The sequence below is a fragment of the Streptomyces rubellus genome, from assembly GCF_036323805.1.
Lineage (GTDB): Bacteria > Actinomycetota > Actinomycetes > Streptomycetales > Streptomycetaceae > Streptomyces.
The window spans coordinates 60287-82831 of record NZ_JAZDCX010000007.1; the positions used below are offsets into that span (position 1 = coordinate 60287).

General features: G+C 72.8%; 20 protein-coding genes, 1 tRNA gene and 2 pseudogenes. 11 read left to right on the forward strand and 12 right to left on the reverse strand.

The window, feature by feature from the left end:
• Positions 1-181: 181 nt before the first annotated feature.
• From V1L54_RS10175 to V1L54_RS10200, 6 genes are all read left to right on the forward strand, one after another.
• Positions 182-1342: an HpcH/HpaI aldolase/citrate lyase family protein gene (locus tag V1L54_RS10175; RefSeq protein ID WP_330117592.1), complete on the forward strand. Its 1161-nt coding sequence runs from the start codon at positions 182-184 to the stop codon at positions 1340-1342.
• Positions 1339-4002 carry a phosphoribosyltransferase gene (locus V1L54_RS10180; RefSeq protein WP_330117593.1) on the forward strand — a complete coding sequence of 888 codons (2664 nt, stop codon included), beginning with the start codon at positions 1339-1341 and terminating at the stop codon, positions 4000-4002. The genes V1L54_RS10175 and V1L54_RS10180 overlap by 4 nt, the downstream gene beginning before the upstream one ends.
• A complete protein-coding gene (locus V1L54_RS10185; protein ID WP_330117594.1) occupies positions 3999-4835 on the forward strand; it encodes an HAD family hydrolase in 837 nt (278 codons plus the stop codon). Before V1L54_RS10180 ends, V1L54_RS10185 begins: the two co-directional genes overlap by 4 nt.
• 14 nt (positions 4836-4849) lie before the next feature.
• On the forward strand, positions 4850-5521 hold the full coding sequence (locus V1L54_RS10190; RefSeq protein ID WP_330117595.1) for an O-methyltransferase: 672 nt from the start codon (positions 4850-4852) through the stop codon (positions 5519-5521).
• A gap of 167 nt (positions 5522-5688) precedes the next feature.
• Positions 5689-6237: a TetR/AcrR family transcriptional regulator gene (locus V1L54_RS10195; protein WP_330117596.1), complete on the forward strand. Its 549-nt coding sequence runs from the start codon at positions 5689-5691 to the stop codon at positions 6235-6237.
• Positions 6238-6360: 123 nt separating this feature from the next.
• The gene (locus V1L54_RS10200; protein WP_330117597.1) at positions 6361-8526 is read left to right on the forward strand and encodes an MMPL family transporter; all 2166 of its coding nucleotides are present in this window, start codon (positions 6361-6363) and stop codon (positions 8524-8526) included.
• A gap of 106 nt (positions 8527-8632) precedes the next feature.
• Here V1L54_RS10200 and V1L54_RS10205 read toward each other — a convergent pair whose 3' ends face one another.
• From V1L54_RS10205 to V1L54_RS10215, 3 genes are all read right to left on the reverse strand, one after another.
• Entirely contained in the window at positions 8633-8860 is a 228-nt protein-coding gene (locus V1L54_RS10205; protein ID WP_330117598.1) for an FmdB family zinc ribbon protein, read from the reverse strand.
• Between the two features lie 85 nt (positions 8861-8945).
• A complete protein-coding gene (locus tag V1L54_RS10210) occupies positions 8946-10205 on the reverse strand; it encodes a coiled-coil domain-containing protein (RefSeq protein ID WP_330117781.1) in 1260 nt (419 codons plus the stop codon).
• Positions 10206-10292: 87 nt separating this feature from the next.
• Positions 10293-11084 (reverse strand): DUF4097 family beta strand repeat-containing protein, encoded by a 792-nt coding sequence (locus V1L54_RS10215; protein ID WP_330117599.1) that lies wholly within the window; start codon positions 11082-11084, stop codon positions 10293-10295.
• Between the two features lie 223 nt (positions 11085-11307).
• Here V1L54_RS10215 and V1L54_RS10220 point away from each other — a divergent pair.
• Both V1L54_RS10220 and V1L54_RS10225 read left to right on the forward strand, forming a co-directional pair.
• Positions 11308-11379, forward strand: a tRNA-Val gene (locus tag V1L54_RS10220).
• A gap of 379 nt (positions 11380-11758) precedes the next feature.
• Positions 11759-12127: a hypothetical protein gene (locus V1L54_RS10225; RefSeq protein WP_330117600.1), complete on the forward strand. Its 369-nt coding sequence runs from the start codon at positions 11759-11761 to the stop codon at positions 12125-12127.
• Positions 12128-12212: 85 nt separating this feature from the next.
• Here V1L54_RS10225 and V1L54_RS10230 read toward each other — a convergent pair.
• Together V1L54_RS10230 and V1L54_RS10235 are read right to left on the reverse strand one after the other, a co-directional pair.
• A pseudogene (locus V1L54_RS10230) lies at positions 12213-12628 on the reverse strand (GNAT family N-acetyltransferase).
• Complete coding sequence (locus tag V1L54_RS10235) at positions 12580-13122, reverse strand: HAD domain-containing protein (RefSeq protein WP_330117601.1); 543 nt, start codon at positions 13120-13122, stop codon at positions 12580-12582. The pseudogene V1L54_RS10230 and the gene V1L54_RS10235 overlap by 49 nt, the downstream one beginning before the upstream one ends.
• A 219-nt stretch (positions 13123-13341) precedes the next feature.
• On the opposite strand from V1L54_RS10235, the gene V1L54_RS10240 reads away from it, so the two are divergent.
• Together V1L54_RS10240 and V1L54_RS10245 are read left to right on the forward strand one after the other, a co-directional pair.
• Positions 13342-13587 carry a hypothetical protein gene (locus V1L54_RS10240; protein WP_330117602.1) on the forward strand — a complete coding sequence of 82 codons (246 nt, stop codon included), beginning with the start codon at positions 13342-13344 and terminating at the stop codon, positions 13585-13587.
• A gap of 9 nt (positions 13588-13596) precedes the next feature.
• Positions 13597-14310, forward strand: coding sequence for a class I SAM-dependent DNA methyltransferase (locus V1L54_RS10245; protein ID WP_330117603.1), 714 nt, complete (start codon positions 13597-13599; stop codon positions 14308-14310).
• Positions 14311-14465: 155 nt separating this feature from the next.
• Here V1L54_RS10245 and V1L54_RS10250 read toward each other — a convergent pair whose 3' ends face one another.
• Together V1L54_RS10250 and V1L54_RS29450 are read right to left on the reverse strand one after the other, a co-directional pair.
• The gene (locus V1L54_RS10250; protein ID WP_330117604.1) at positions 14466-14846 is read right to left on the reverse strand and encodes a hypothetical protein; all 381 of its coding nucleotides are present in this window, start codon (positions 14844-14846) and stop codon (positions 14466-14468) included.
• 205 nt (positions 14847-15051) lie between these two features.
• Positions 15052-16077 (reverse strand): annotated as a pseudogene (locus V1L54_RS29450) (sensor histidine kinase); the annotation flags it as partial.
• Here V1L54_RS29450 and V1L54_RS10260 point away from each other — a divergent pair.
• Entirely contained in the window at positions 15961-16434 is a 474-nt protein-coding gene (locus tag V1L54_RS10260; protein WP_330117606.1) for a hypothetical protein, read from the forward strand. The pseudogene V1L54_RS29450 and the gene V1L54_RS10260 overlap by 117 nt on opposite strands.
• Here V1L54_RS10260 and V1L54_RS10265 read toward each other — a convergent pair.
• From V1L54_RS10265 to V1L54_RS10285, 5 genes are all read right to left on the reverse strand, one after another.
• Positions 16404-17123, reverse strand: a complete 720-nt coding sequence (locus V1L54_RS10265; protein WP_330117607.1) for a response regulator transcription factor — start codon at positions 17121-17123, stop codon at positions 16404-16406. The two genes, V1L54_RS10260 and V1L54_RS10265, sit on opposite strands and share 31 nt — an antisense overlap.
• 106 nt (positions 17124-17229) lie before the next feature.
• Entirely contained in the window at positions 17230-19431 is a 2202-nt protein-coding gene (locus V1L54_RS10270) for an MMPL family transporter (RefSeq protein WP_330117608.1), read from the reverse strand.
• A gap of 282 nt (positions 19432-19713) precedes the next feature.
• Positions 19714-20064 carry a DUF4387 family protein gene (locus V1L54_RS10275; protein WP_330117609.1) on the reverse strand — a complete coding sequence of 117 codons (351 nt, stop codon included), beginning with the start codon at positions 20062-20064 and terminating at the stop codon, positions 19714-19716.
• Positions 20057-21442 (reverse strand): acyclic terpene utilization AtuA family protein, encoded by a 1386-nt coding sequence (locus V1L54_RS10280; RefSeq protein WP_330117610.1) that lies wholly within the window; start codon positions 21440-21442, stop codon positions 20057-20059. Before V1L54_RS10280 ends, V1L54_RS10275 begins: the two co-directional genes overlap by 8 nt.
• A 59-nt stretch (positions 21443-21501) precedes the next feature.
• Positions 21502-22488, reverse strand: coding sequence for a phosphoglycerate dehydrogenase (locus tag V1L54_RS10285; protein WP_330117611.1), 987 nt, complete (start codon positions 22486-22488; stop codon positions 21502-21504).
• Between the last annotated feature and the right edge of the window lie 57 nt (positions 22489-22545).

Below are 22545 nucleotides of genomic sequence, written 5' to 3' on the forward strand. Positions count from 1 at the left end.
TCCTGCCTTCCCGGGCGCACCGGGACAACGCGAGTGCTCAGGAGCGTCCGGTTTGCTCGTGGGTAATGTTTTGTTCATGTATTCGGGCAGCGATTGAGTCGTGTTCATGCTTATTGTGCATATGACAAATGGCCGGATCTAGTTCATGACAGGCATGAGACCGGCGAGGATCGGGGGATCTGTGCGGCACTTCGGGCACCTTGCGCCGGATGTCCGGCATGAGCTGTTCCATCGGGAACCGGTGGAGTTCTTCCCGGATTCCCCGGCCCGGCTGCTGTCGGCCGCCCTCGGCGCGACTCTCTACTGTCCGGCCACCCGCCCCCGGCTCGCCGACGACGTCCGCAAGCAGACCCGGCGCGGGGTGGTCTCGATGGTGCTCTGCCTGGAGGACTCGATAGACGACGCGGACGTGCCCGGCGCCGAGGAGAACCTGGTCGGACAGCTCGCCGAGCTGGCCGCGTCCGGTACCGGGGAGCTGCCGCTGCTGTTCGTCCGGGTCCGCGACCCCGCCCAGATCACCGACCTGGTCCGGCGGCTGGGCCCCGCCGCCGGGCTGCTGTCCGGCTTCGTCCTGCCGAAGTTCACCGAGGAGCGCGGCATCCCCTTCCTGGAGGCGTTCGACGGCGCCGAGGAGGCCTGCGGGCGTCGGCTTTTCGCCATGCCCGTGCTGGAGTCCCCCGAGCTGCTCCATCTGGAGACGCGCCTGGAGGCGCTCACCGGGATCGCCCGGACCGTCGACAAGTACCGCGAGCGGGTCCTGGCGCTCCGGCTGGGCGTCACCGACTTCTGCGCCGCCTACGGGCTGCGCCGCAGCCCCGAGATGACCGCCTACGACGTGCAGATCGTCGCCTCCGTCATCGCCGACGTGGTCAATGTGCTCGGCCGGGCCGACGGCACGGGCTTCACGGTCACCGGGCCGGTGTGGGAGTACTTCCGCCTCCAGGAGCGGATGTTCAAGCCGCAGCTGCGCCGCAGCCCCTTCACCGGCCGCGCCGAGGAGCTGCGCACCGCGCTGATCGCGCACGACATGGACGGGCTGCTGCGCGAGATCGAGCTGGACCGGGCCAACGGACTGCTGGGCAAGACCTGCATCCATCCCTCGCACGTCGCCCCCGTGCACGCCCTGTCCGTGGTCAGCCACGAGGAGTTCAGCGACGCCAGCGACATACTGTGCCCCGAACGGGGCGGCGGCGGCGTGCTCCGCTCGGCGTACACCAACAAGATGAACGAGGTGAAACCGCACCGCGCATGGGCCGAGCGCACCCTGCTGCGGGCCGAGGTCTTCGGCGTCGCGCGCGAGGGTGTGGGCTTCGTCGAGCTGCTGGCGGCGGCGACCGGATGAGCGGTGGCGGCGACGGCAGCGGCTACCGTGACGGACACGGCGACGGCAGCGGCAGCGGTGAGGAGCACGGCACGGTGACACGGCAGGCGGCCAGGGACACGGGGACGACCGGACAGGCGGACACCGGGACGCGGGGCGCGCCCGGCCACGGGCGGCGCCCGGAGGACCCGCCGGACGGCCTGCCGGGGGAGGAGTGGTCCGGGGAGTGGGTCGCCCGCCGGCTCGGCGTCCGGCTGGAGCCCGCGCCGGGCGAACCCGACGGGCGGCTGCGCGGCCTGCTGGGCCTGGCCCTGCGGCGCAACCCCCGCCGGGCCCATCTGCTGGTCTCCCAGGTGCTGGGCAAGCACGTCCCCCAGCTGCCCCGGGTCGTCCACGGCACCGGCCTGGCCCTGGGCGAGCGGGTCCGCGAGCTGCTGGGGGCCGACGCCGACCGCGCGGTCGTCCTGGGCTACGCCGAGACCGCCACCGGGCTGGGCCACAGCGTCGCCGACGGGCTGCGCACCGCGCCCTACCTGCACTCCACCCGCCGCGCCGTTCCCGGCGCGGTGCCGGTGGGCGGTTTCGAGGAGGAGCACTCCCACGCCACCTCCCACCTGCTGCTGCCCGAGGACCCGGCGCTGCTGGCCGGGGACGGCCCGCTGGTGCTGGTGGACGACGAGTTCTCCACCGGCACCACCGTCCGCAACACGATCACCGCCCTGCACCGCGCCTTCCCGCGCGAGCGGTACGTGATCGTCGCCCTGAGCGATCTGCGCGGCGCGGCCGACCGCGCCCGGCTGGAGAAGTTCGCCGCCGAACTCGGCGCCCGCATCGACGTGGTGGCGCTGGCCACCGGCACCGTCCGCCTTCCCGCGGACGTGCTGGAGCGCGGCGCCGCCCTGGTCGAGGCCCACGACGGCCCACCGCCGGAGCCAGCCGGGGAGCCCGGCGAGATACGCCGGGTGGAGCCGGGCTGGCCGCTCGGCCTGCCCGACGGCGGCCGGCACGGCTTCACCCCCGCCCACCGCGCCCGGCTGGAGGCCGCGCTGCCCGCGATGGCCGGCCGGCTCGCCGCCGCGCTGCCGCCGGGGGCGCGGCGGGTGCTCGTACTGGGCTGCGAGGAGCTGATGTACGCGCCGCTGCGGCTGGCCGGTGCCCTGGCCGACCTCCTCGCCGACGGCTCTGCCGACGGCACGGGCGGGCCCGGTGCCGAGGTCCGCTTCTCCACCACCACCCGCTCGCCCGTCCTGGCGGTCGACGAACCCGGCTACGCGATACGCACCCGGCTGGTCTTCCCCGCCCACGACGATCCCGCAGACGCCCCCGCGGGCGGTACGGGTCCGCGCTACGCCTACAACGTCCACAGCACCACCGGCGCCGGCTTCGACGCGGTGGTGGCCGTGGTCGACTCCGCCGCCGACACCCCCGCCCTGCACGCCCCCGACGGCCTGCCGGCCCAGCTGGCCGCGCACACCGGCAGGGTGCTGCTCGCCGTGATCCCCTCCCACCGCCCGCTGCCCGCCCCGCTGCGCGGCCCCGCCTTCTCCTCCTACGCGCCCGGGGAGGTCGGCTGGCTGCTCCAGGACCTCTCCGAGGCCGCCCTGGAGGCGCCGACGGAGGAGCGCGAGGAGGCCATCCAGTCCGGCGGCGCCCACTACGCCGAGTCGCTGCCGGTGGAGTACCAGCCGAGCGAGGCGTACCAGAAGCTGTTCCACCAGGCGCTGGACGCCTCCGCGGCCCGGATCGCCCGCGCGGTCGGCACCGTCACCGACACCCTGCTCGCCGAGCGCGGGCGGCGGGACGGCGGCGGCGGTGGTGACGGCGGCGGTGGCGTCGTGCTGGCCTCCCTGGCGCGCGCCGGCACCCCGGTCGGGGCGCTGATGCGCCGCTGGGCACGGCAGGTCCACGGCCTGGAGCTGCCGCACTACGCGGTCTCCATCGTCCGCGGCCGCGGCATCGACACCACCGCCCTGCGCTGGCTGGCCGCCCACCACGACCCGGCCGACGTGGTCTTCGTCGACGGCTGGACCGGCAAGGGCGCCATCACCCGCGAGCTCGCCGACGCCCTGCGCCCCTTCCCCGGCTTCGACCCCGAGCTCGCGGTCCTGGCCGACCCCGGCGGCTGTGTGCGCACCTACGGCACCCGCGAGGACTTCCTCATCCCCTCGGCCTGCCTGAACTCCACCGTCTCCGGACTGGTCTCGCGCACCGTGCTCCGCGCCGACCTCGTCGGGCCGGACGACTTCCACGGTGCGAAGTTCTACCGCGAGCTGGCCCCCTCCGACGTCTCCGGACTCTTCCTGGACACCGTCACCGCCCGCTTCGACGAGGTGCGCGAACAGGTCGCCGCCGACGTCCGCGCGCTGCTCGCCGCCGACCGCGCCCCCACCTGGGCCGGCTGGCGGGCGGTGGAGCGCATCAGCGAGGAGTACGGCATCGGCGACGTCAACCTGGTCAAGCCCGGAGTCGGCGAGACCACCCGGGTGCTGCTGCGCCGGGTGCCCTGGCGGGTGCTGGCCCGGCGCGGCGCGGGCGCCGACCTGGACCACATCCGGCTGCTCGCCGAGCAGCGCGGCGTACCCGTCGAGGAGGCCGACGACCTGCCGTACTCCTGTGTCGGCCTGATCCACCCCCGCTACACGCGCGGCGCGACCGGCGCCGACGGAAAGGCCGCGCGATGAGCTCGCCCGCCCCCGCCCCCGCCGCGCCGGTGCTGGTGGCCAGCGATCTGGACCGCACCCTGATCTACTCCGCCGCCGCCCTCGGCCTGGCGATGCCGGACGCCGAGGCGCCGCGGCTGCTGTGCGTGGAGGTCTACCGGTCCCGGCCGCTGTCGTACCTCACCGAGACCGCCGCCGCGCTGCTGGCCGAGCTGGCCGGACGGTCCGTCCTCGTCCCCACCACCACCCGCACCCGCGAGCAGTACGGCCGCATCCACCTGCCCGGCCCGCCCCCGCGGTACGCGATCTGCGCCAACGGCGGCCATCTGCTGGTGGACGGCGAGTCCGACCCCGGCTGGCACGCCCGGGTGCGCCGCGCCCTGGACGCCGACTGCGCCTCCCTGGCGGAGGTCCGCGCCCGGCTGACCGCCACCGCCGACCCGGCCTGGCTGCTGAAGGAGCGCGTCGCCGAGGACCTGTTCGCCTACCTCGTCGTCGACCGCGCCGAACTGCCCGAGACCTGGGTCAAGGAGCTGGCGGACTGGGCCGGGCCGCGCGGCTGGACGGTCTCCCTCCAGGGCCGCAAGATCTACGCCGTGCCCCGCCCGCTCACCAAGAGCGCCGCCGTCGCCGAGGTCGCCCGCCGCACCGGCGCCGGACGCGTACTGGCCGCCGGGGACTCCCTCCTGGACGCCGACCTGCTGCTCGCCGCCGACGCCGGCTGGCGCCCCGGCCACGGGGAACTGGCCGAGCTGGGCTGGAGCGCCCCGCACATCGCCGCCCTGCCCGAGCGCGGGGTGGCCGCCGGTGAGCGGATCCTGCGGGAGGCGCTGCTGCACACCGGCCGGGGCTGAGTGAGGATGCCGGTATGACGACACCGGCACCACACGACAAGCGCCCGCCCCAGACCCCCGAGCTGTACCAGTACGTCCTGGACCACAACCCGCCGCTCCACCCGGTGCTGAGCGAACTGGTGGAGACCACGTACGCCCGCTTCCCCGAGCGGGCGAGTCTGCAGTCCGCCCGGGAGCAGGGGCCGCTGCTGGCCTTCCTGATACGGCTGACCGGCGCCCGGCGGGTGGTGGAGGTCGGCACCTTCACCGGCTTCTCGGCCCTGGCGATGGCCCTGGCGCTGCCGCCGGACGGGAAGCTGATCGCCTGCGACATCTCCGAGGAGTGGACGGCCCTCGCCCGCGAGGCGTGGGAGAAGGCCGGGGTCGCCGACCGCGTCGAGCTGCGCATCGCCCCCGCCGTCGAGACGCTGCGCGCCCTGCCCGCCGAACCGGAGCTCGACCTGGTCTACCTCGACGCGGACAAGGGCGGCTACGTCGACTACTGGGAGGAGGTCGTGCCGCGGCTGCGTCCCGGCGGGCTCGTCGTCGCGGACAACGTCCTCCTCCACGGCGAGGTCACCGACCCGGACGCCACCGGCGCCGCCGCCGCTATCCGCGCCTTCAACGAGCATGTCGCCGCCGACCGGCGGACCGAGGCGGTCATGCTGACGGTCGCCGACGGCCTGACGATCGCCCGCCGGCTCTGAGACGCCTCCGCGGCTCCGCACCGTGGCTCCGCACCGAGACCCCGCGCGGCGGCGGAGCGGGACGACGGGCACCCGACCCGGCGCCGGGGAGCGGTGTGAGGCAGGACACAGCCCGTTGACTGTCCGATCGGTCAGTCCTGACCGATCGGACAGTTAGGCTGGAGCGCATGGCACGCTCCGCTTCCGCGCTGCGCGGACAGATCCTGGAGGCGGCCCTCGAGCTGTTCGCCGCCGGCGGCTACCGGGGCACCTCCCTGCACGACATCGCCGTCCGGGTGGGCTGCTCCAAGGCGTCCCTGCTCTACCACTTCACCAGCAAGGACGCGATCCTCACCGAGTTGCTGGCCCCGGCCGGCGAGGCCCTGGCCGCGCTGGACGCCGAACTGGACGGTCTGCCGGACGACCGGGCCGCGACAGCCGCCGTCACCGGATACGTCGACCTCGCCCTGCGTTTCCGGCGCGAGGTCAAGGTCCTCTTCCAGGACATCAACGAGATGACCGCCCATCCGGCCCTGGCGTGCATCCCCGAACTGGCCGACCGGCTGACGGCCACCCTGGCCGGCCGCTCGGCGGAGCCGAAGAAGCTGGTCACCGCCTACATGGTCCTCGGCGCGGTCTTCGTGACCTGCGCCAGCGACGTGGACGTGCCGGCCGGCGCACTGCGCGAGGAACTGATCCACGGCGCGCTGCGGACCCTCGGCGGCCCCGCCCGCTGACGCCCCGCCGGCCCGCCCCCGGCGGCCCGCCCCCGGCGGCCCGCCGCGACCCCGCCGGACCCCGACGAGCTCACCGAGAACTGCCCCGCACATCCGCCGAATCCGAGGAGAGACCCTTCCGTCATGGCGACCCTGCTCTACCGGCTCGGCCGGTTCTCCTTCCGACGGCGGCGGCACGTCGCCGCCGCATGGCTGCTCCTGCTCGCCCTGCTGGGCGGTGCGGCCGCCGCCTTCATGGGCACCACCACCGACAAGTTCTCGATGCCCGGCACCGAGTCCCAGCAGGCCCTGGATTCGCTGAAGCGGGAGTTCCCGCAGGCCAGCGGTGTCACCGGCACCATCGTCATCGCCGCGCCGGAGGGGGAGAAGCTCACCCCCGCCAAGGTGGCGCCGGTGGTGGCGGAGGCCGCGGACATACCCGGCGTCGTCGCCGCCGTCGATCCCTTCCAGGCCCGTTCCGTCTCCCAGGACGGCCGCTACGCCCTCGTCCAGGTCCAGTTCGGGAGCCCCGCCGAGGACATCACCGACGCCCAGCGGGAGGCCTACGAGGAGGTCGGCGAATCGGCCGACGGGCTGCGGGTCGAGCACGGCGGCGAGATCATGACCAGCAAGGTGGAGGTCGGCTCCACCGAGGCGCTCGGGGTGCTGGTCGCCGCGGTGGTCCTCGTCATCACCCTCGGCTCCCTGGTGGCCGCCGGCATGACCATGCTGAACGCGCTGATCGGCGTCGCGGCGGGCATGGCCGGACTGTTCGCCCTCAGCGGCGTCATGGAACTGACCTCCACCGCCCCCGTCCTGGCGCTGATGCTGGGCCTGGCCGTCGGCATCGACTACTCGCTGTTCATCACCTCCCGCTACCGCCAGTTCCTCGCCGAGGGCATGGCCGCCGAGGAGGCGGTCGGCCGGGCGACCGGGACCGCCGGCTCGGCCGTCGTCTTCGCCGGCGCCACCGTCGTCATCGCCCTGGCCGGGCTGTCGGTGGTCGGCATTCCCTTCCTGGGCGTCATGGGCCTGGCCGCGGCGGGCACCGTCGCCGTCGCCGTCCTGGTCGCCCTCACCCTGCTGCCCGCCTTCCTGGGCTTCATCGGCGGGAAGGTCCTGCACCGCAGGCACCGCACCGGGCACCAGGGCGTGTACGAGGCCCCCGAGGGAAGCACCTTCGGCTTCCGCTGGGGCCGGCTCGTCACCCGGCTGCGCGTCCCCGTCCTGCTGCTCGGCATCGTGGGCCTGGGCGCCCTCACCCTGCCCGCCCAGGACATGCGCCTGGCGCTGCCCGACGCCGGCACCGCGGCCGCCGGCTCCCCGGAGCGCGAGGCCTACGACCTGACCACCGAGGGCTTCGGACCGGGCTTCAACGGCCGGCTGCTGGCCGTGGTCTCCGGCGACGACGCCCAGGCCACCGGTGCGGCCGCCGAGGAGACCGCGAAGCTGATCCAGGGCACCGACGGCATCCTCGCCGTCTCCCCGCCGCAGTTCAACGAGCAGGGCACCACCGCGCTGCTGACCGTCATCCCCGAGACCGGCCCCACGGACGTCGCCACCGAGGAGGCCGTCGAGGACATCCGCGACCGGGTGGCCGGTGTGGCGGGCGCGGAGGTCGCCCTGACCGGTGTCACGGCCCTGGGCATCGACGTCTCCGAGAAGCTCGCCGACGCCATGCCGGTCTACCTGCTGCTGGTGGTCGGCCTGTCGATCCTGCTGCTGATGCTGGTGTTCCGCTCCTTCCTGGTGCCCGTCAAGGCGGCCCTGGGCTTCCTGCTCACCATCGGCGCCACCTTCGGCATCACCGTGCTCATCTTCCAGGAGGGCCACCTGGCCGAGCTGGTGGGCGTGGACGTCCCCGGCCCGCTGGTGAGCTTCCTGCCGATCCTGCTGATCGGCATCCTGTTCGGCCTGGCCATGGACTACGAGGTGTTCCTCGTCTCCCGGATGCGGGAGGACTTCGTCCACGGCGACACCGCGCAGCAGGCCACGGTCAACGGCGTCGGGCACAACGCCCGGGTGGTCACCGCCGCCGCGCTGATCATGACGTCCGTGTTCGGCGGGTTCGTGCTGATGCACGACCCGATCATCAAGTCCATCGGGTTCGCCCTGGCCGTCGGGGTGCTCATCGACGCCTTCGTCGTCCGCATGACCCTGGTGCCGGCCGTGATGTCCCTGCTCGGCCGCGCCGCCTGGAAGCTGCCCCGTCCCGTCGACCGGATCCTGCCCAACCTCGACATCGAGGGTGAGAGCCTGCGGGACCGGCCCGCCGAGGAGGAGCCGGAGAAGGCGTCCGCCGGGGTCTGACCTCCCCCTCCCACGGTCCACCGACACACGGACGCCGCGGCGCCGGGCTCCTCGCCCCGCGCCGCGGCGTCCGTACGTGTACCGGTGGGCCGTGCCCCGGTGGGCGTCAGCTGCAGCAGCCGCCCCCGCAGCAGCCCCCGCCGCCACCGGGCGCGGGGGCGGGCGCGGGGGAGGCGCCACGGGCCGCCGTACCGCCGACGGCCACCGTGGACAGCAGCTTCACCGTGTCGTCGTGGCCGTCGGGGCAGCTCGCGGGTGCGCCGGACTCGGCCATCGGACGGTTGACCTCGAACGTGGTGCCGCAGGAGCGGCAGCGGAACTCATAGCGCGGCATGGGAGCAGCATAACCGCGGGCCGGAGGCGTACGCCGGTGCTGTGCCGCGGCCCGCGCCGGAACGCGCCCGGCTCGGGGACCGGGCTCAGGCACCCGCGGCGCGCGCCTGCCGGATGTCGCGCACCACCTGCGCCACCGTCTCGCGGATCGCGTCCAGCTCCACCACGAAGTGCCACCAGTCCGGATGCCGGCCGGCCAGCCCCGCCACCGCCCGGTCCAGCCGCTCCACCGCGTTGTCCAGCGGACCCGCGTGCCGGGGATCGGGATGACTGCGCCCGGCCATCGCCAGCCGCTGGGCGTCGCGGATGGCGAAGCGCACCTTCTCCACCTCACCGCTGTGGTCGAAGGAGACCTCGTTCAGCCGCCGCAGCCGGTCACCGGCCGCCGAGACCGCCTCGTCGGCGTCGTTCAGCAGTGCCCGCACCGTCGACAGCAGCGCGGTGGCGTCCGCCCACCGCTGCTCCTGACGGGCCCCGCGCGCCTCGGCCAGCCTCTCCTCCGCCTGCCGCACCGCGCGCACCGCCTGCTCGGGAACGTGCTGCAGATCCTCCCAGCACGCCACCGTGAACCGCCGCCGCAGCTCGCTGAGCACCGGCTCGACCTGCCCCGTCCGGTTGTGCAGCGCCTCGGCACGGGTGCGCAGGGAGCTGAGCCGCCGGTCGATCTCCGCGGCCCGCTCCGGCAGCCGCGAGGCCTCCTCGCGCACCGTCTCCGCCTCGCGCAGCACCCGGTCGGCCCGCTGCACGGTCTCCCGCACCCCGTGGCGTCCGGCGCCCTCGTTGAGCCTGGTCAGCTCGGGGGAGAGGGCCGCCAGCCGGGCCGCCAGGTCGTCCGCCCGCAGCCCGGTGGCCCGTACGGTGTCCAGCGCGTTCGTCGCCGCCAGCAGCGCCTGCCGGGCCCGCTCCACGGCGGGCGCCAGCCGGGCCAGCTGGGTCTCGGCCTTCTCCAGCAGCGGCCCGAGCCCCCGCCCGAACCGCTCCAGGTCCTTCCGGACGCGCTCCAGATCGTCCCGGGCCCTGGTCAGGTCCTGCCGGGCGCGGCCGGCGGTGGCGGCGTCCAGATCGTCCCGGTCCAGGTCGTGGGCGTCCACGGCGGTGATGTACTCGTGGCTGACCTGGTCGATGCGCCGCCCGAACTCGGTGAACTCCGTGACGGCCCGGCGGGCGGCGGGGGAGTCGTCGACGGCGGCCAGGGTCTCGATGGAGATGCGCAGATCGCGCTGCGCGGTGTCCAGTTCGTAGAACGCGGCGGCCGCCTCGTCCTTGGCGGCCTGGGCCTCCGCCCGCTGGCTCTCGGCACGACCGCCGCCTCCCCAGCCCCAGCGGCGTGTGCCGCCGCCGCTCATCGCCGCCACGTGTGTCCTCTCCCCGCGTACGTGCTCGCCGGCCCGGCTGCCATTCTCCCACCCGGCACCGGCGAACACACGGGGCGATCAGTTCACGTTCCGTACCGTGACGTCCCCGTTGTCACTGTGGGCGCTGACGACGCGCTTCCCGGCCCGGTCCCTGTCCACCGCCACCTCCGTGTCCCCGTCGCCGGATGTGGCGTCCACCCGGTACGCGGCCCGGGGCAGCTCGACGGTGACGTCCCCGTTGTCACTGCGTGCCGCCACCCGGTCCGGCACCCGGGCCAGGGCCAGCTCGATCCCGCCGTTGTCGGACTTCGCGGACACCCGGCGGGAGCCGACGCCGGTGGCCCGCACGGAACCGTTGTCGCTGAACAGGTCCAGCGGCCCGGAGGAGTCCCGGACCCGGACGTCACCGTTGTCGGAGACGACGCCCAGCGCACCGCGGAACCCGCGCGCGGTGACGTCCCCGTTGTCGTTCTCGACCCGCAGCGCCAGCCCCTCCGGCAGCTCCACCCGGTGCCGGATGTCGCAGTTCGCGGGCCCCTTGCAGGCCGTCCGCAGGGTGAGGGTGCCGTCCTTGAGCGACCACTTCGCGCCCGTGCTGCCGCCGTAGGCGTAGCCCGCGAACCAGCGGGTGACCCGCACGTCGGAGCGGTCGGCGGCGACCAGCTCCAGATCGCCGTTCGTGTCGACGACCAGCGGCTTCCCCGCCTCCACCGCCTTCTCCGCCTTCTCCGGGTTTCCCAGCGCGAAGGTCCGGTGCTCGGGCTCCGCGTCTCCGGCGTCCGCGCAGCCGGCCGCCGCGGCGGTGACGGCGGCCGCGAGGACGACGGCGACCAGGACGCGTACGGCGCTGCGGCGGGCTTCGGTGGTCATGGGGTTCTCCGTCTCGGTCCGGAAGGGGGGGTGCGCGGGCTCCGCGCACCCTCCGACCGTATGGACCACCGCCCCCTCCCCGGCATCCCGGCGGCCACCGGATCAGTGGTGGGGCCAGCCCCCCTCCCGGGCCCCCGCCCGCCCCACCCGAGCCCACCTCCACGGCCTTCCCGCGCGGTTTGCGGCCGGGGGCGCGCGGCAGGGTACGCTGTGAGCCGTCCCCGGGCGCATAGCTCAGCGGTAGAGCGCTGCCCTTACAAGGCAGATGTCGGCGGTTCGAACCCGTCTGCGCCCACCGGCGGCAGCAGTGCCGATGCGATCAAAGCCCAGGTGAGAGGAATTCCTCCCCTGGGCTTCCGTGTTCGCGTGAGCTCGGAGGCATGGGCGTGGGTTCAGGGTGGGTGCTCGTCTCCCGCTCGGGGCCGACGACGGCCCGCAGACAGCAGGACACATCGGGACTACGCCACCTGGTCGTCTGGACAGGAGACGTCGAGGCGATCCTGGAGTGGCCGGGAACGCGGGCACCACGCCCACAGCTTGTGCCCCCGTCTGTATGAGCATGTGCCTGCGAGCGCGCGAGCCGGAACGAGCCGCGCACCGGGCAGGTGTGGTCGCGGAGCTTCCGCTGTCTGCCGGGAGCGGCCACTGTCAGCCTCTCCCGGCATGCTCTGCCCATGCTGACTGCGACTGACGGCCGGGGCCATGTGGTGAAGCGCCCCTCCAAGCCGACGACAGCCACGATGCTCGCCAGCCTGTGTCGAGGCAACGATCACATGATCCTCGACTGGCAGGACGAAGACCGCGAAGGCGACTGGTACATCCAGGTGCTGCTCCGTGACAACAACACCTACCAACTGGAGTACCGGAGCGGTGTCGCCGCGGAGCACTACCAGACGCTGACCGTCTCACAGGAGAAGGTTCTCCGGGCGCTCCTCGGCTGGGCGGCCGGAAATCCGGAGTGGCGGGACGGCTTCATGTGGAACAACATCAGCGCCATGTTCGAGCCGTCCGTCACCGAGGCCACGAGCCGGCCCGCCGTTTAGCGCTGCGCTCTTACGGGTCATGCACTTGTTACCGGCCTTGGGCCAAGGGCCGCGGACGGGCCGGGGGCAGGGGTGAGTGGTGGGCTCAGGTCAGGTTCTTGCCGAGCACCAGCATGACGTGCTCGTGATCGCCGTACCGGACCGTCTCGGTACGCCGGAAGCCGTGTTTCTCCAGCAACCGCATCGAGCCGGTGTTCCCGATGAAGGGATCGGCGTGCAGGGGACGGGTCGACGGGTCTTCTCCCGCTCCAGGAACAGCGCCAGTGCCCGCGTACCGATGCCCCGGCCCCAGTACCGCCTGCCGAGCCCGTACCCGGTGAAGCGCCGCCCCTCGTCCCACCACGCCACCACGTTGCCCGCCAGTTCTCCGTCGACGGTGACGGCCTGCACGAAGACGGTGGGATCGCCGAGAACCCTCGTCGTCCAGTGGGTCATGAAGGCCTCCGGGTTCTTCACGATCCAGCCCTGCCGGGGGTGGTTGGCACGATGGGGCGAAGCCAGTCGGTGAGCGCGTCGAAATCGTCGTCGGTGAGTCCCACGCCCGGGTCGACACGGTGGAGCAGTGACGGTCCCGGGTGCTGGGCAGCGACCCAGAGCCGGTCCATGTCGCTGATCTCGTCATCGACCCAGATGAAACGGCGGTGACCGGCCCACTCGACAAGGTGGCGGGTCTTCCAGTGCAAGCCGCGTGGTCCCTCGTCGGTGAACGTGTCCGGCCACCTGAGGACAGGCAGCGTCGGCAGTCCGAGCCGCGGGGCGGCGGCCTCGTTCGCGTCATCCATCCATGTCGAGGCCCACACCATGTCGCACCCCAGGGCGGTCAGGCGCGGCCCGACGGCGGGGTCGAGGCGGTCCAGCAGTGGATTCCCCCGGCGGTGAGGCTCCGCGGAACCGGAGGAGTCGCCCTCCTGGGGACGATGGAACGACGGCCCGAACGGAATCAGCGGTCCGTCGATGTCGAGGAAGAGGACGGGGCGCTCCGCCGAACTGGTCACAGCGGCACGATAGCTCCGCCGAGGCAGGAGGGACACCCGGTCCTGGGCCGTCTCCGGGCCGTGCGAGGGCGGCCGACGAAGACAGAGGACGGTCGCGAACGGCCACGGCACCGCCGCTCCGGCCTGGACTGTCGGAGTCGGCCTGCGACATCGGAGGGGTTACGCCTGCACCCGGAGAACTGGCATGACGAAGCCGGTCCGGCTGGCTACTGTGGTCCCGTGCCGGAAGACGACGGCGGCCTGACCGCCTGGCTGGAGTCGAAGCGGCTGCTCGTCAGCCCTGAGCGCCGCATCGACACGTTGCGAGGCCTCCTCGCCGAGGACGACGACGCGCTCCTGCTGCACGACTACGACCTGATCAGTGATCCGCAGACAGTTGCCATCGTGAGGGCCCAGCAGCGTGCAGCGGGACAACGCCGCCGCAGGTTGCGGCGCCTGGCAACGCGCCGACACTTCGCGAAGTGACATCAGCAGATGACATCAACGTCCCCGGACAGCAGCGGGACGAGGCAGCCGTACAAGGAGGCCGACCTGTTCCGGAGCCAGTTGTCGATCCGCGAGGCATACGACGCCGCCGCTCCCACCTATGCGCGGCTGTTCCGCGACGAGCTGCGTGACAGACCCCTGGACCGCGCGATCCTGGGTGCCTTCGCCGAGGCCGTACGCGCGGGTGGGGACGGGCGGGTCGCGGACCTGGGGTGCGGGCCCGGCCATGTCACCGCTCACCTGGATGAGCTGGGGCTGGCGGCGTTCGGTGTCGACGCCTCTGCCGCGATGATCGAGCTGGCCCGGCAGGCCTATCCGGGCCTGCGGTTCGACGTGGGCTCGATGGCCGCGCTGGACATCGCCGGCGGCGCGCTGGGCGGCGTACTGTCGCGGTGGTCCGTCATCCACACCCCGCCGCGCGAACTTCCCGTCATCCTGGCCGAGTTCCACCGCGTGCTGGCACCTGGCGGCCACCTGCTGATCGGTTTCTCGGCAACCGACGGCCCGTCTCACCCGACACAGGTCTTCGACCACGCGGTCGCACCGGCCTACCGGTGGTGGCCTGATCACCTCGCCGCGATGCTGCGCGAGTCCGGGCTGGCCGAGGTGGGCCGGATGATCCGCGAGCCCCAGCCCACCGACCGGCGGCAGTTCCAGGAGGTTCAGTTGCTCGCCCGCAAGGCCGGGGCAGAGGCTGTCTGACCGGACCACGTCCGCGTCCGGTTCGCCGGACGGGGAGCCGGCCGGCGTACGGACCCCCGGTCCCTCGCCCCACGGCGGCTCCCGTCCGAAGCCATGCGCCGCCCCTCCGCCGGATTCGCCGCCGGATCTCACGTCCGGAAGCCACGGACGGTTTCTCATCCGTTCGACTGCGTCCCCGAGCGCCCGAGCACCCGGAGGATCAGCGGCACTCCCACGGCGAGTGCCACCTCGATCGCCGCCAGAACGACGAGATCCCGGCCGGTGCCCGCGGACAGGGTGATACCCGAGGCGACCAGGGCGCCTGCGGAGATCCCCAGCGACGGACGCCAGTCGTCGGTACGGATCACCGTCCAGCCCAGCGGGGCCAACGAGAAGAGCGCGACCATGCAGGCGGCGAAGTACCGGCCGTAGCCGTCCGGAACCCCGCACCCCCTGGGGTTCCGGTCGCATCCGCCCTCGACGAGCCCGGTCAGTCCCCAGCCGAGCGCGAGAGCGAGGCACAGCCCGTAAAGAGTTCCCCATCCCTTGCTGTTCATGGCCGGAGCCTACTGGCGGTACGCCGGTCACGGCGGTGCCGCCGCGGCACGTCGGCCCTCGAGGGCGAGTGCCGGACGAGCAGCGGGAACCACCCCCTGCGAGGGGCCGGCTCTCGGCTGTGCGACCGCGTCGGCTCCGACGCGGTCTGCGGGGGAGGCGGATGGTGACCCTGGTCCCCACTCCCACCTCCGACTCCACGTGCACCTGGCCGTGGTGGGCGTGGACGATGGCTTCCACGATGGCCAGACCCAGGCCCGAGCCCCCGTAGGCGCGGCTGCGGCTCGCCTCGGCCCGCCAGAAGCGTTCGAAGACGCGGGGCAGGTCCTGCGGGGAGATGCCGGGTCCGTCGTCGATGACGGTCAGCAGGACGTCGTCACGCCGGTGGACGATCTCCACGAGGACGGTGGTCCGGGCGGGGGTGTGCTGGACGGCGTTGCCGACGAGGTTGCGCAGCACCTGTTGCAGGCGGTCGGCGTCGCCCACGACGGGAGCGGGCGGCGCGGGTGCCATGGTGATGCCGCGCTGCGGATAGATGATCTGGGCGTCCTCGATGACGCTGGCGGCCAGGACGGTGAGGTCGACGTCGTCCTGCTCGACGGGCCGGCCGGCGTCCAGGCGGGCCAGCAGGGCGAGGTCTTCGACGAGCAGGCGCATCCGTCCGACTTCGTTCTCGATGTGCGCGAGGGCTTTTTCGAGGTCGGGACCTGACAGGCCCCCTTGGCGGTGCAGGTCGAGCCACCCGGAGATCGTGGAGAGCGGGGTGCGCAGTTCGTGGGACGTGTCGGCCGCCAGGGAGCGCACGGTCGCCTCCGCCCGGGCCTGGGCGTCGAAGGCCCGGTTGACGGCTTCGGCGAGCCGGTCGACCTCGCTGCCGTTCCGTTCGGCCGGCAGGCGTTCCGTGAGGTGGCCCTCGGCGATGGCGTCGGCGGTGCGGGCCATCCGGTCCAGGGGCCTCATGCCCAGGCGCAGAACGATGACGGCCAGTGCCAGCAGCACCAGTAGCGCGCCGCCGACGAGGGCGAGTTGCCGCCCGATGAGTGAGCCGATCGCGCTGTCTTCGACGGAGGTGTCGATGGTGAGGATGAGGGCGGCGGGTTCGACGAGGCCGTCGCCGTGCCCGCGGTCGACGGTGAGTCCGGGGCTGGGGACGCGGACCGCCGCGAGGTCGTGCCCGCCTTCGCCTCCGTTGTGGGTGACGATGGCGCCGGCCGGTGCGGTGGCGCAGAGCACGGCGATCTCGTCGGCCGCCGCGGTCGCGGAGCCGGTGCTCTCCAGGATCCTGTCGTCCGTGTCGACCACGATGACCCCGAGCGGTGCGCCCAGGAGGGCGGCGAGCTGGTCGGCGTCGGCGGTCTGAGGTCCTCGGCCGATCACCTCGGCGACCCGGTCGGCGCTGGCTTCGAGGACCCTTTCGTGGCGTTTGTCGACGAAGTCCTCCAGGAGGAAGGCGCTGACGACCGCGCTCGCCGTCAGGCCGGACACGAGCAGGGCGGCCAGACCGGCCAGCAGGCGCAGGCGGACGCTGGAACGGGGCCAGGCGACGTAGCCGCGGAGATTCACTTGCGGGCCTGTTCCCGGAGGGTGTAGCCGACACCTCGGACCGTGTGCAGCAGCGGGGCGTGCCCCTGGTCGACTTTGCGGCGGAGGTTGGAGATGAAGCGTTCGACGACGACGGTGTCTCCGCCGAAGTCGTACCGCCAGACGGCCTCGAGGATCTGGGCCCGTGAGAGGACCTGCCCCTGGTGGGTCAGAAGGTGGTGCAGGAGGCGGTATTCGGTGGGGGAGAGCTCGACGGCCCGGTCCGCGCGGCGGACCTCGTGACGGCGATCGTCCATGACCAGGTCCGCGCAGCGCAGCGGTGCTTCCTCCGGGGAGGAGGCCCCGCTGCGCGCGCGGCGCAGGAGAGCCTGCAGGCGGGCGCCGACCTCGACGACGCTGAAGGGTTTGGTGACGTAGTCGTCCCCGCCCAGACGCAGGCCTCGTACGCGGTCCTCGACGGCGTCACGGGCGGTGAGGAAGAGGACCGGCACGTTCACCGCACGGGCTCTGAGCAGTTGGAGGATCTCGAACCCGTCGGCGCTGGGGAGCATGACGTCGAGGACGATGACGTCGGGAGGCCGGCGGTCGATCTGCTCCAGGGCTTCCGTCAGGTCACCCGCCACGTCGACCTCGAAGCCGGCGAAGCCGAGAGCCGAGATCAACAGGCGCCGGATACCGGGGTCGTCGTCGATCACCAGAACGCGGTCCGTGGTCTGTGGTGTGTCGACGGTGCTCATACGTGCTCCTTGAGTGGGCTGGGTGTGGTGCCCGGCATCCGCCACCGCTTGCGGCCGTGCGGCGGGAGCGAAGTGAGTCCCGGTACCGGCGTGCCTGTTCACCGGGTCACATGCCTACGGGGACCGAGGGGTGGACGGGAACCTGGGGTGCGGTGTCGGGGGCGTGGAAGTCGGTGCCCTCGACATCGAGACGGGGCAGGGCGCGGTCCAGACGGCGGGGCAGCCACCACGCCCGGTCACCGAGGAGGGCCATGACCGCGGGAACGAGGGTCATGCGGACCAGGAAGGCGTCCACCAGGACTCCGAAGGCCAGGGCGAAGGCGATCGGCATGATGTCGGCGTCGTGCGAGAACAGGAAGCTGATGAACACCGAGATCATGATAAGAGCGGCCGCGGTGACGACGCGGGCGGCGTTGCGGGCGCCCGTCACGATGGCGGCGCGGGCGTTGCGATGGTCGACGTAGTCCTCCCGCATGGCGGAGACGAGGAACACCTCGTAGTCCATGGCGAGACCGAAGAGCACGGCCATGACGATGATGGGCATGAAGCTGGCCACCGGTCCCTCGCCGCTCACCCCCAGCGGGCCTGCCAGCCATCCCCACTGGAAGACCGCCACCGTCGCCCCGAAGGCCGCGCCCACCGAGAGCAGGAACCCGATGGTGGCCTTGAGGGGGATGGCGACGGACCGGAAGGCGATCATGAGGAGGAGCAGCGAGAAGCCGACGACGACGATCGCGAAGGGGATCAGCGCGCCGTTGAGCTTGTCGGCGACGTCGATACCGACGGCGGTCATACCGGTGACGGCGATGTAGCTGCCGGTGGACTCCGCGAGGGGCCGCAGCTCGACGCGCAGGTGGGACACCAGGTCGCTGGTCTCCGTCGTCCGGGGTCCTGTGCCGGGGATGATCTGGATGCGGGCGGCTGCCCCGCCCTCGGCCACGTCGACGCCGCTGGTGTCCGCGATGCCCTTGACGCCGTCCAGCGTCCTCTCGACAGCGCTGGCCGTGGAGGCGATGGCGGCCGGGTCCTCGTCCTCGACGAGGATGACGAGAGGACCGTTCGCCCCCGGCCCGAAGGCGTCCGCGACGGCGTCGTAGGTCTGACGGCTCGATGATGTGGCGGGGCTGTTGCCCTCATCGGTGACCGTGGCCCTGAGCTGCAACGCCGGAAGGGCGAGGGCGATGATGCCGACGACTCCGAGGATCAGGGTGAGCACCGGCCGGCGCAGTACCCCCTCGGTCCAGCGCACGCCCAGCGGCGTCCGGCCGCTGCGCGCCTTCCCGCGGCCCATCCGGGTACCGGGCTTGGGGACGAGCCTGCGGCCGAGCATTCCCAGCAGCACCGGCAGCAGGCCCAGGGCCAGGACGACGGCGGCGACCGCTCCCGCGGAGGCGAGGCCCATGGAGGTCAGCACGGGGACGCCGGCGACCGAGAGGCCGGCGAGGGCGATGATCACGGTGGCGCCGGCGAAGACGACGGCGCTCCCCGCGGTGGCGTTGGCCCGGGCGACGGACTCCGTGACGGGCATGCCGGAGGCGAGCTGGGAGCGGTGGCGCGAGACGATGAACAGGGCGTAGTCGATACCGACGGCGAGTCCCAGCATGATCGCCAGGGTGGGCGCGTTGTCGCTCACGCCGAGTACCGTCGCCAGCCCCATCATCGCGGCCATGGATCCGGCGACTCCGAGGACGGCGGTGAGCAGCGGCAGTCCCGCGGCGGCGAGCGATCCGAACGTGATGACGAGGATGACCAGCGCCACACCCATTCCGATCAGCTCGGTGGGCCCGACGGGAGGGTGCGACTCCTCGTAGGCGTCACCACCGTAGATCGTCCTGAGACCCGCCTGCTCGGCCTGACCGCCTGCGGCTTTCACCGCGTCGAGCGTGCCGGCCGGTACGTCCTCGTCCGCCTTGGTGGTGAAACCGACCTCGGCCACCGCCGTGCGTCCGTCGTCGGAGACGGTGCCCTCCTCGGCCGGGTCGCTGACCTCGCGCACCCCCTCTATGCCACTCGTCGCGGCGAGGGTGGACGCCAGGGACTCCCGCAGACCGGGATCCGTCACCTTCTGGCCGGGAGGGGCCTGGAAGACGATCCGCGCGGACTGCGTGTCCGGGGAGGGGAAGTGGCGGTCCATCTTGGTCAGAGCCGTCTGCGCCGGTGACCCGGGAATGGAACCGCTGTCCTGGAAGGAGCCCGCGAACGAGAATCCGAGACCGATCACCGCGCCCAGGGCCAGGAGCCATGTGACCAACATCGTTCGCCATCGCCGAGCGCCGAACGCGCCCAGCCGGTACAAGAGCGTAGCCATGCCTGCATCCCTCATCGGTAGTGGAGTGATGCTCTGATCCTTCTCGGCGAACTTGACGGGTGCCCGTCGACGAACCTGAGGGTTTCCTGACGGTCCTGCCGCACTGCCCTCAACCGCGCCGCGGGCCCGTCACCGGGCGGGGAAGCGGTGTCCTGCGCTTCCCCGCCCGGTGACGGGCCCGGCCTGCAGTGGATCCGTGTCGTCGGTCAGTGCCACGAGCGCCCGTCCCCGCCCGGCCGTCCGCGGGCGGCCCTTCACCTCATCAGGGACCTGGCGCCGCGGTCAGCGGGGGAGCCGTCCGGCGGCCCGGTCCGGCACGGGCAGCGTCGCCAGCGGGACGTGGTGCTGACCGGAGTGGACGTCGCGGTCACGCAGCGAGGCCTGGCTGACGGGGCGCGGGAAGGAGATCTTGACGACGTTCAGGGACGGGATGCGGAACATCTGGATGTCGCTCTCGTCGACGCCGTAGAGCTCGGCGACCCTGCGCTCGTCGAGGAACGACTCGTCGGCGGCGACGGCGTAGGCGTCTGCGTCGCGCATGAACAGTTCCATGGTGACCCAGAAGGGCCCGGCGTTCTTGGACCGGACTTCGTACGCCAGGTCCGCGAGGGTGGTGGGGGCGTTGTCAGCCACGGTGCGGGGCCTCCTCGATCTCGATGCGGAACATGTCGGTGGGGGTGATGCTGTCGACGGTGTGGTTGAGCACGAACTCGTAGGCGGGTCCGCGCTCGGTCTCGGCCGGCGAGGTGGCGAACGCGAGGCTGGGCAGGTAGTTCATGTCCGGTGTCGGCAGGTGCAGCATCAACGGGTTGGCGATCTTCGCCACGGCGGTGGCGGTGCTCTGCTCCGGCGCGCTGACGAGGAGCATGACCCCCACCTCGCGCGGGGCGCCCTGGACCGGTTCGAGGTCCCCCAGGACGGCGTTGTGACCGTAGAGGCGTACGTCGAAGTCGTACTTGTCCTCACCCAGGCCGAGTGTCTGCGCCACGCGCTGCCTGATCATCGTGCGCAGGAGGTCCGACCAGTCGTCGATGTTCTCCAGGATGTGCGGATCGCGGATCGCGCTGAACGACATGGTCTCGTACCCGGTGATACGGGCGCCTTCGAGCTTGACGGTGTGCTGGTCGGCGACGTGGAAGCGGGAGCCCTCGACCCGCACCCGACGGTCGTCCAGAGCCGTGTAGGCGGCCTCCCGGACGTCCAGGGTGCCGTCGGGTTCACGCATCTGGAAGGGGTTCACCGTCTCGTAGAGCATGTGGGCGGCGACCAGGATCGGGGTGCAGGAGACCGCCGGGTCGAGCGGTTCGATGGTGAAGCCGTCGGCGTCGATCGTGGCCAGCACTCCGCCGGCCCGGGGGTCGGTGGTGCACTGCCCGCCGCACTCGATGATCTTGGAAGCGTGCCAGGTGGGTCCGGCAGGCATGCCCTTCATCAGGGGGTAGGCGGCCGCGACGGCCGTGTCGGTGGCCCGGCCGGCGAGTACCACCTGCGCGCCGGCCTCCAGGGCCGCGACGATCGGCTCGTGCCCCATCATGGCCACGATGTGCGTGCAGCTTTCCAGCGTCTCCGCCCGCAGCTCGCCCAGGGGCGGCAGGGCGCGGATCCGGCCCGCCTCCAGATGCTCGGTGAGCGTGCCGGCCTCCTGCTCGCTGTAGACGCGCGCGACCCTGAGATCGAGCCCTTCGTCGGCCAGGATGCCGGCGGTGATTCCCGCGATCCAGTCGACGCCGGCGTCGGTACCGCTGGTGCCGCACGACCCCACGATCAGCGGGATGCCGGCGTCCGCCGCGGCCCTGAGCAGGACGCGCAGGTCACGGGCGACCGCCGCGCGCGTGGTCTTGGGCTGCGCGGATCCGAGGTAGTACGGGCCCGAGTCGGTGCTGCCCGCGTCCACGGAGATCACGTCCGCGCCGAGCGCCAGACCGCGCTCGACGGTGGCCTCGGGGAAGCCGGCCCCGAGCATGCCGGTCGGCGCCAGCACCCTGACGCTGTCCATCCGTTCGTTGTCCATGGTCCTCGTCCTCTTCCTTCCCGACTTCCCCGGCGTCCGGCACGTGGTCGCGCCGGAGTTCATCCGATGTCGCCGGCGGCGGGGCCGCCCGCCGGCACAGGGGCGTTCACCGCGAACCGCGGCCGCCCTTCGAGGGCGGCCAGCAGTTCGGCCGCACCCGCCCGTCCCGCGGCCGCCCGGGCCTCGGCGGTCTGTCCCGCCATGTGGGAGTAGACGACGATGCCGTCGACGCCGCGCAGCGGGCTGTCGGCCGCCAGCGGCTCCTCGCTCACCACGTCGAGGGCCGCCCCGGCGATCTCGCCCGCGCGGACGGCGTCGGCGAGCGCCTGCTCGTCGACGACGCCTCCACGGGCGGTGTTGACCAGGACCGCTGTCGGTTTCATCCGCCGGAACGCGGCGGCGTCCAGCAGTCCCCGGGTCCGTTCCGTCAGCGCGGTGTGCACCGACACGTAGTCGGAGGCGGCCAGCAGTTCCGGGAACCCGACGAACTCCACCGAGGAGCCGGTCCGTTCGCTCTCGGGCACGCCGGTCGTGCAGAGGATCCGCATGCCGAACGCCTGTGCGAGCGGTACCACGGCGCGGGCGGCCGCCCCGTAGCCGATCAGCCCGAGCGTCGACCCGCGCAGCTCGTGGCCGTCCTCCCGCGGCCAGCCACCGGCCGCTACCCCCGTCGCGCTCTGCACCAGGCGCCGCGCCGCCGCCAGCAGCAGACCGAGGGTGTACTCGGCGACGGCGCCCGCGTTGACACCCGGCAGGTTGCTCACCGTGATGCCGAGTTCTTCCGCGGCGGCCACGTCGATCGAGTCGTACCCCACCCCCGTGCGCACGACGGCTCTCAGGCGGGGCGCGCGGGACAGGACGTCGGCGGTCAGGGGTTCGTTCGCGACGAGTGCCCCGTCGATTCCGTCGAGGGCGGCCACGAGTTCCGCGGGATCGCGTCGGCCGGTCAGCGGCGCGTGGACCGTGGTGTGGCCGTGCTCGCGCAGATACCGGTCGACCTCGTCACCGGGCCGCAGATAGTCCGTCGTGATCAGAATGCGGGGCACGGAAGGTTCCTCGTTTCTCGGCTGTTCCCGGGCTGTTCCCGGGCTGTTCCCGGGCTC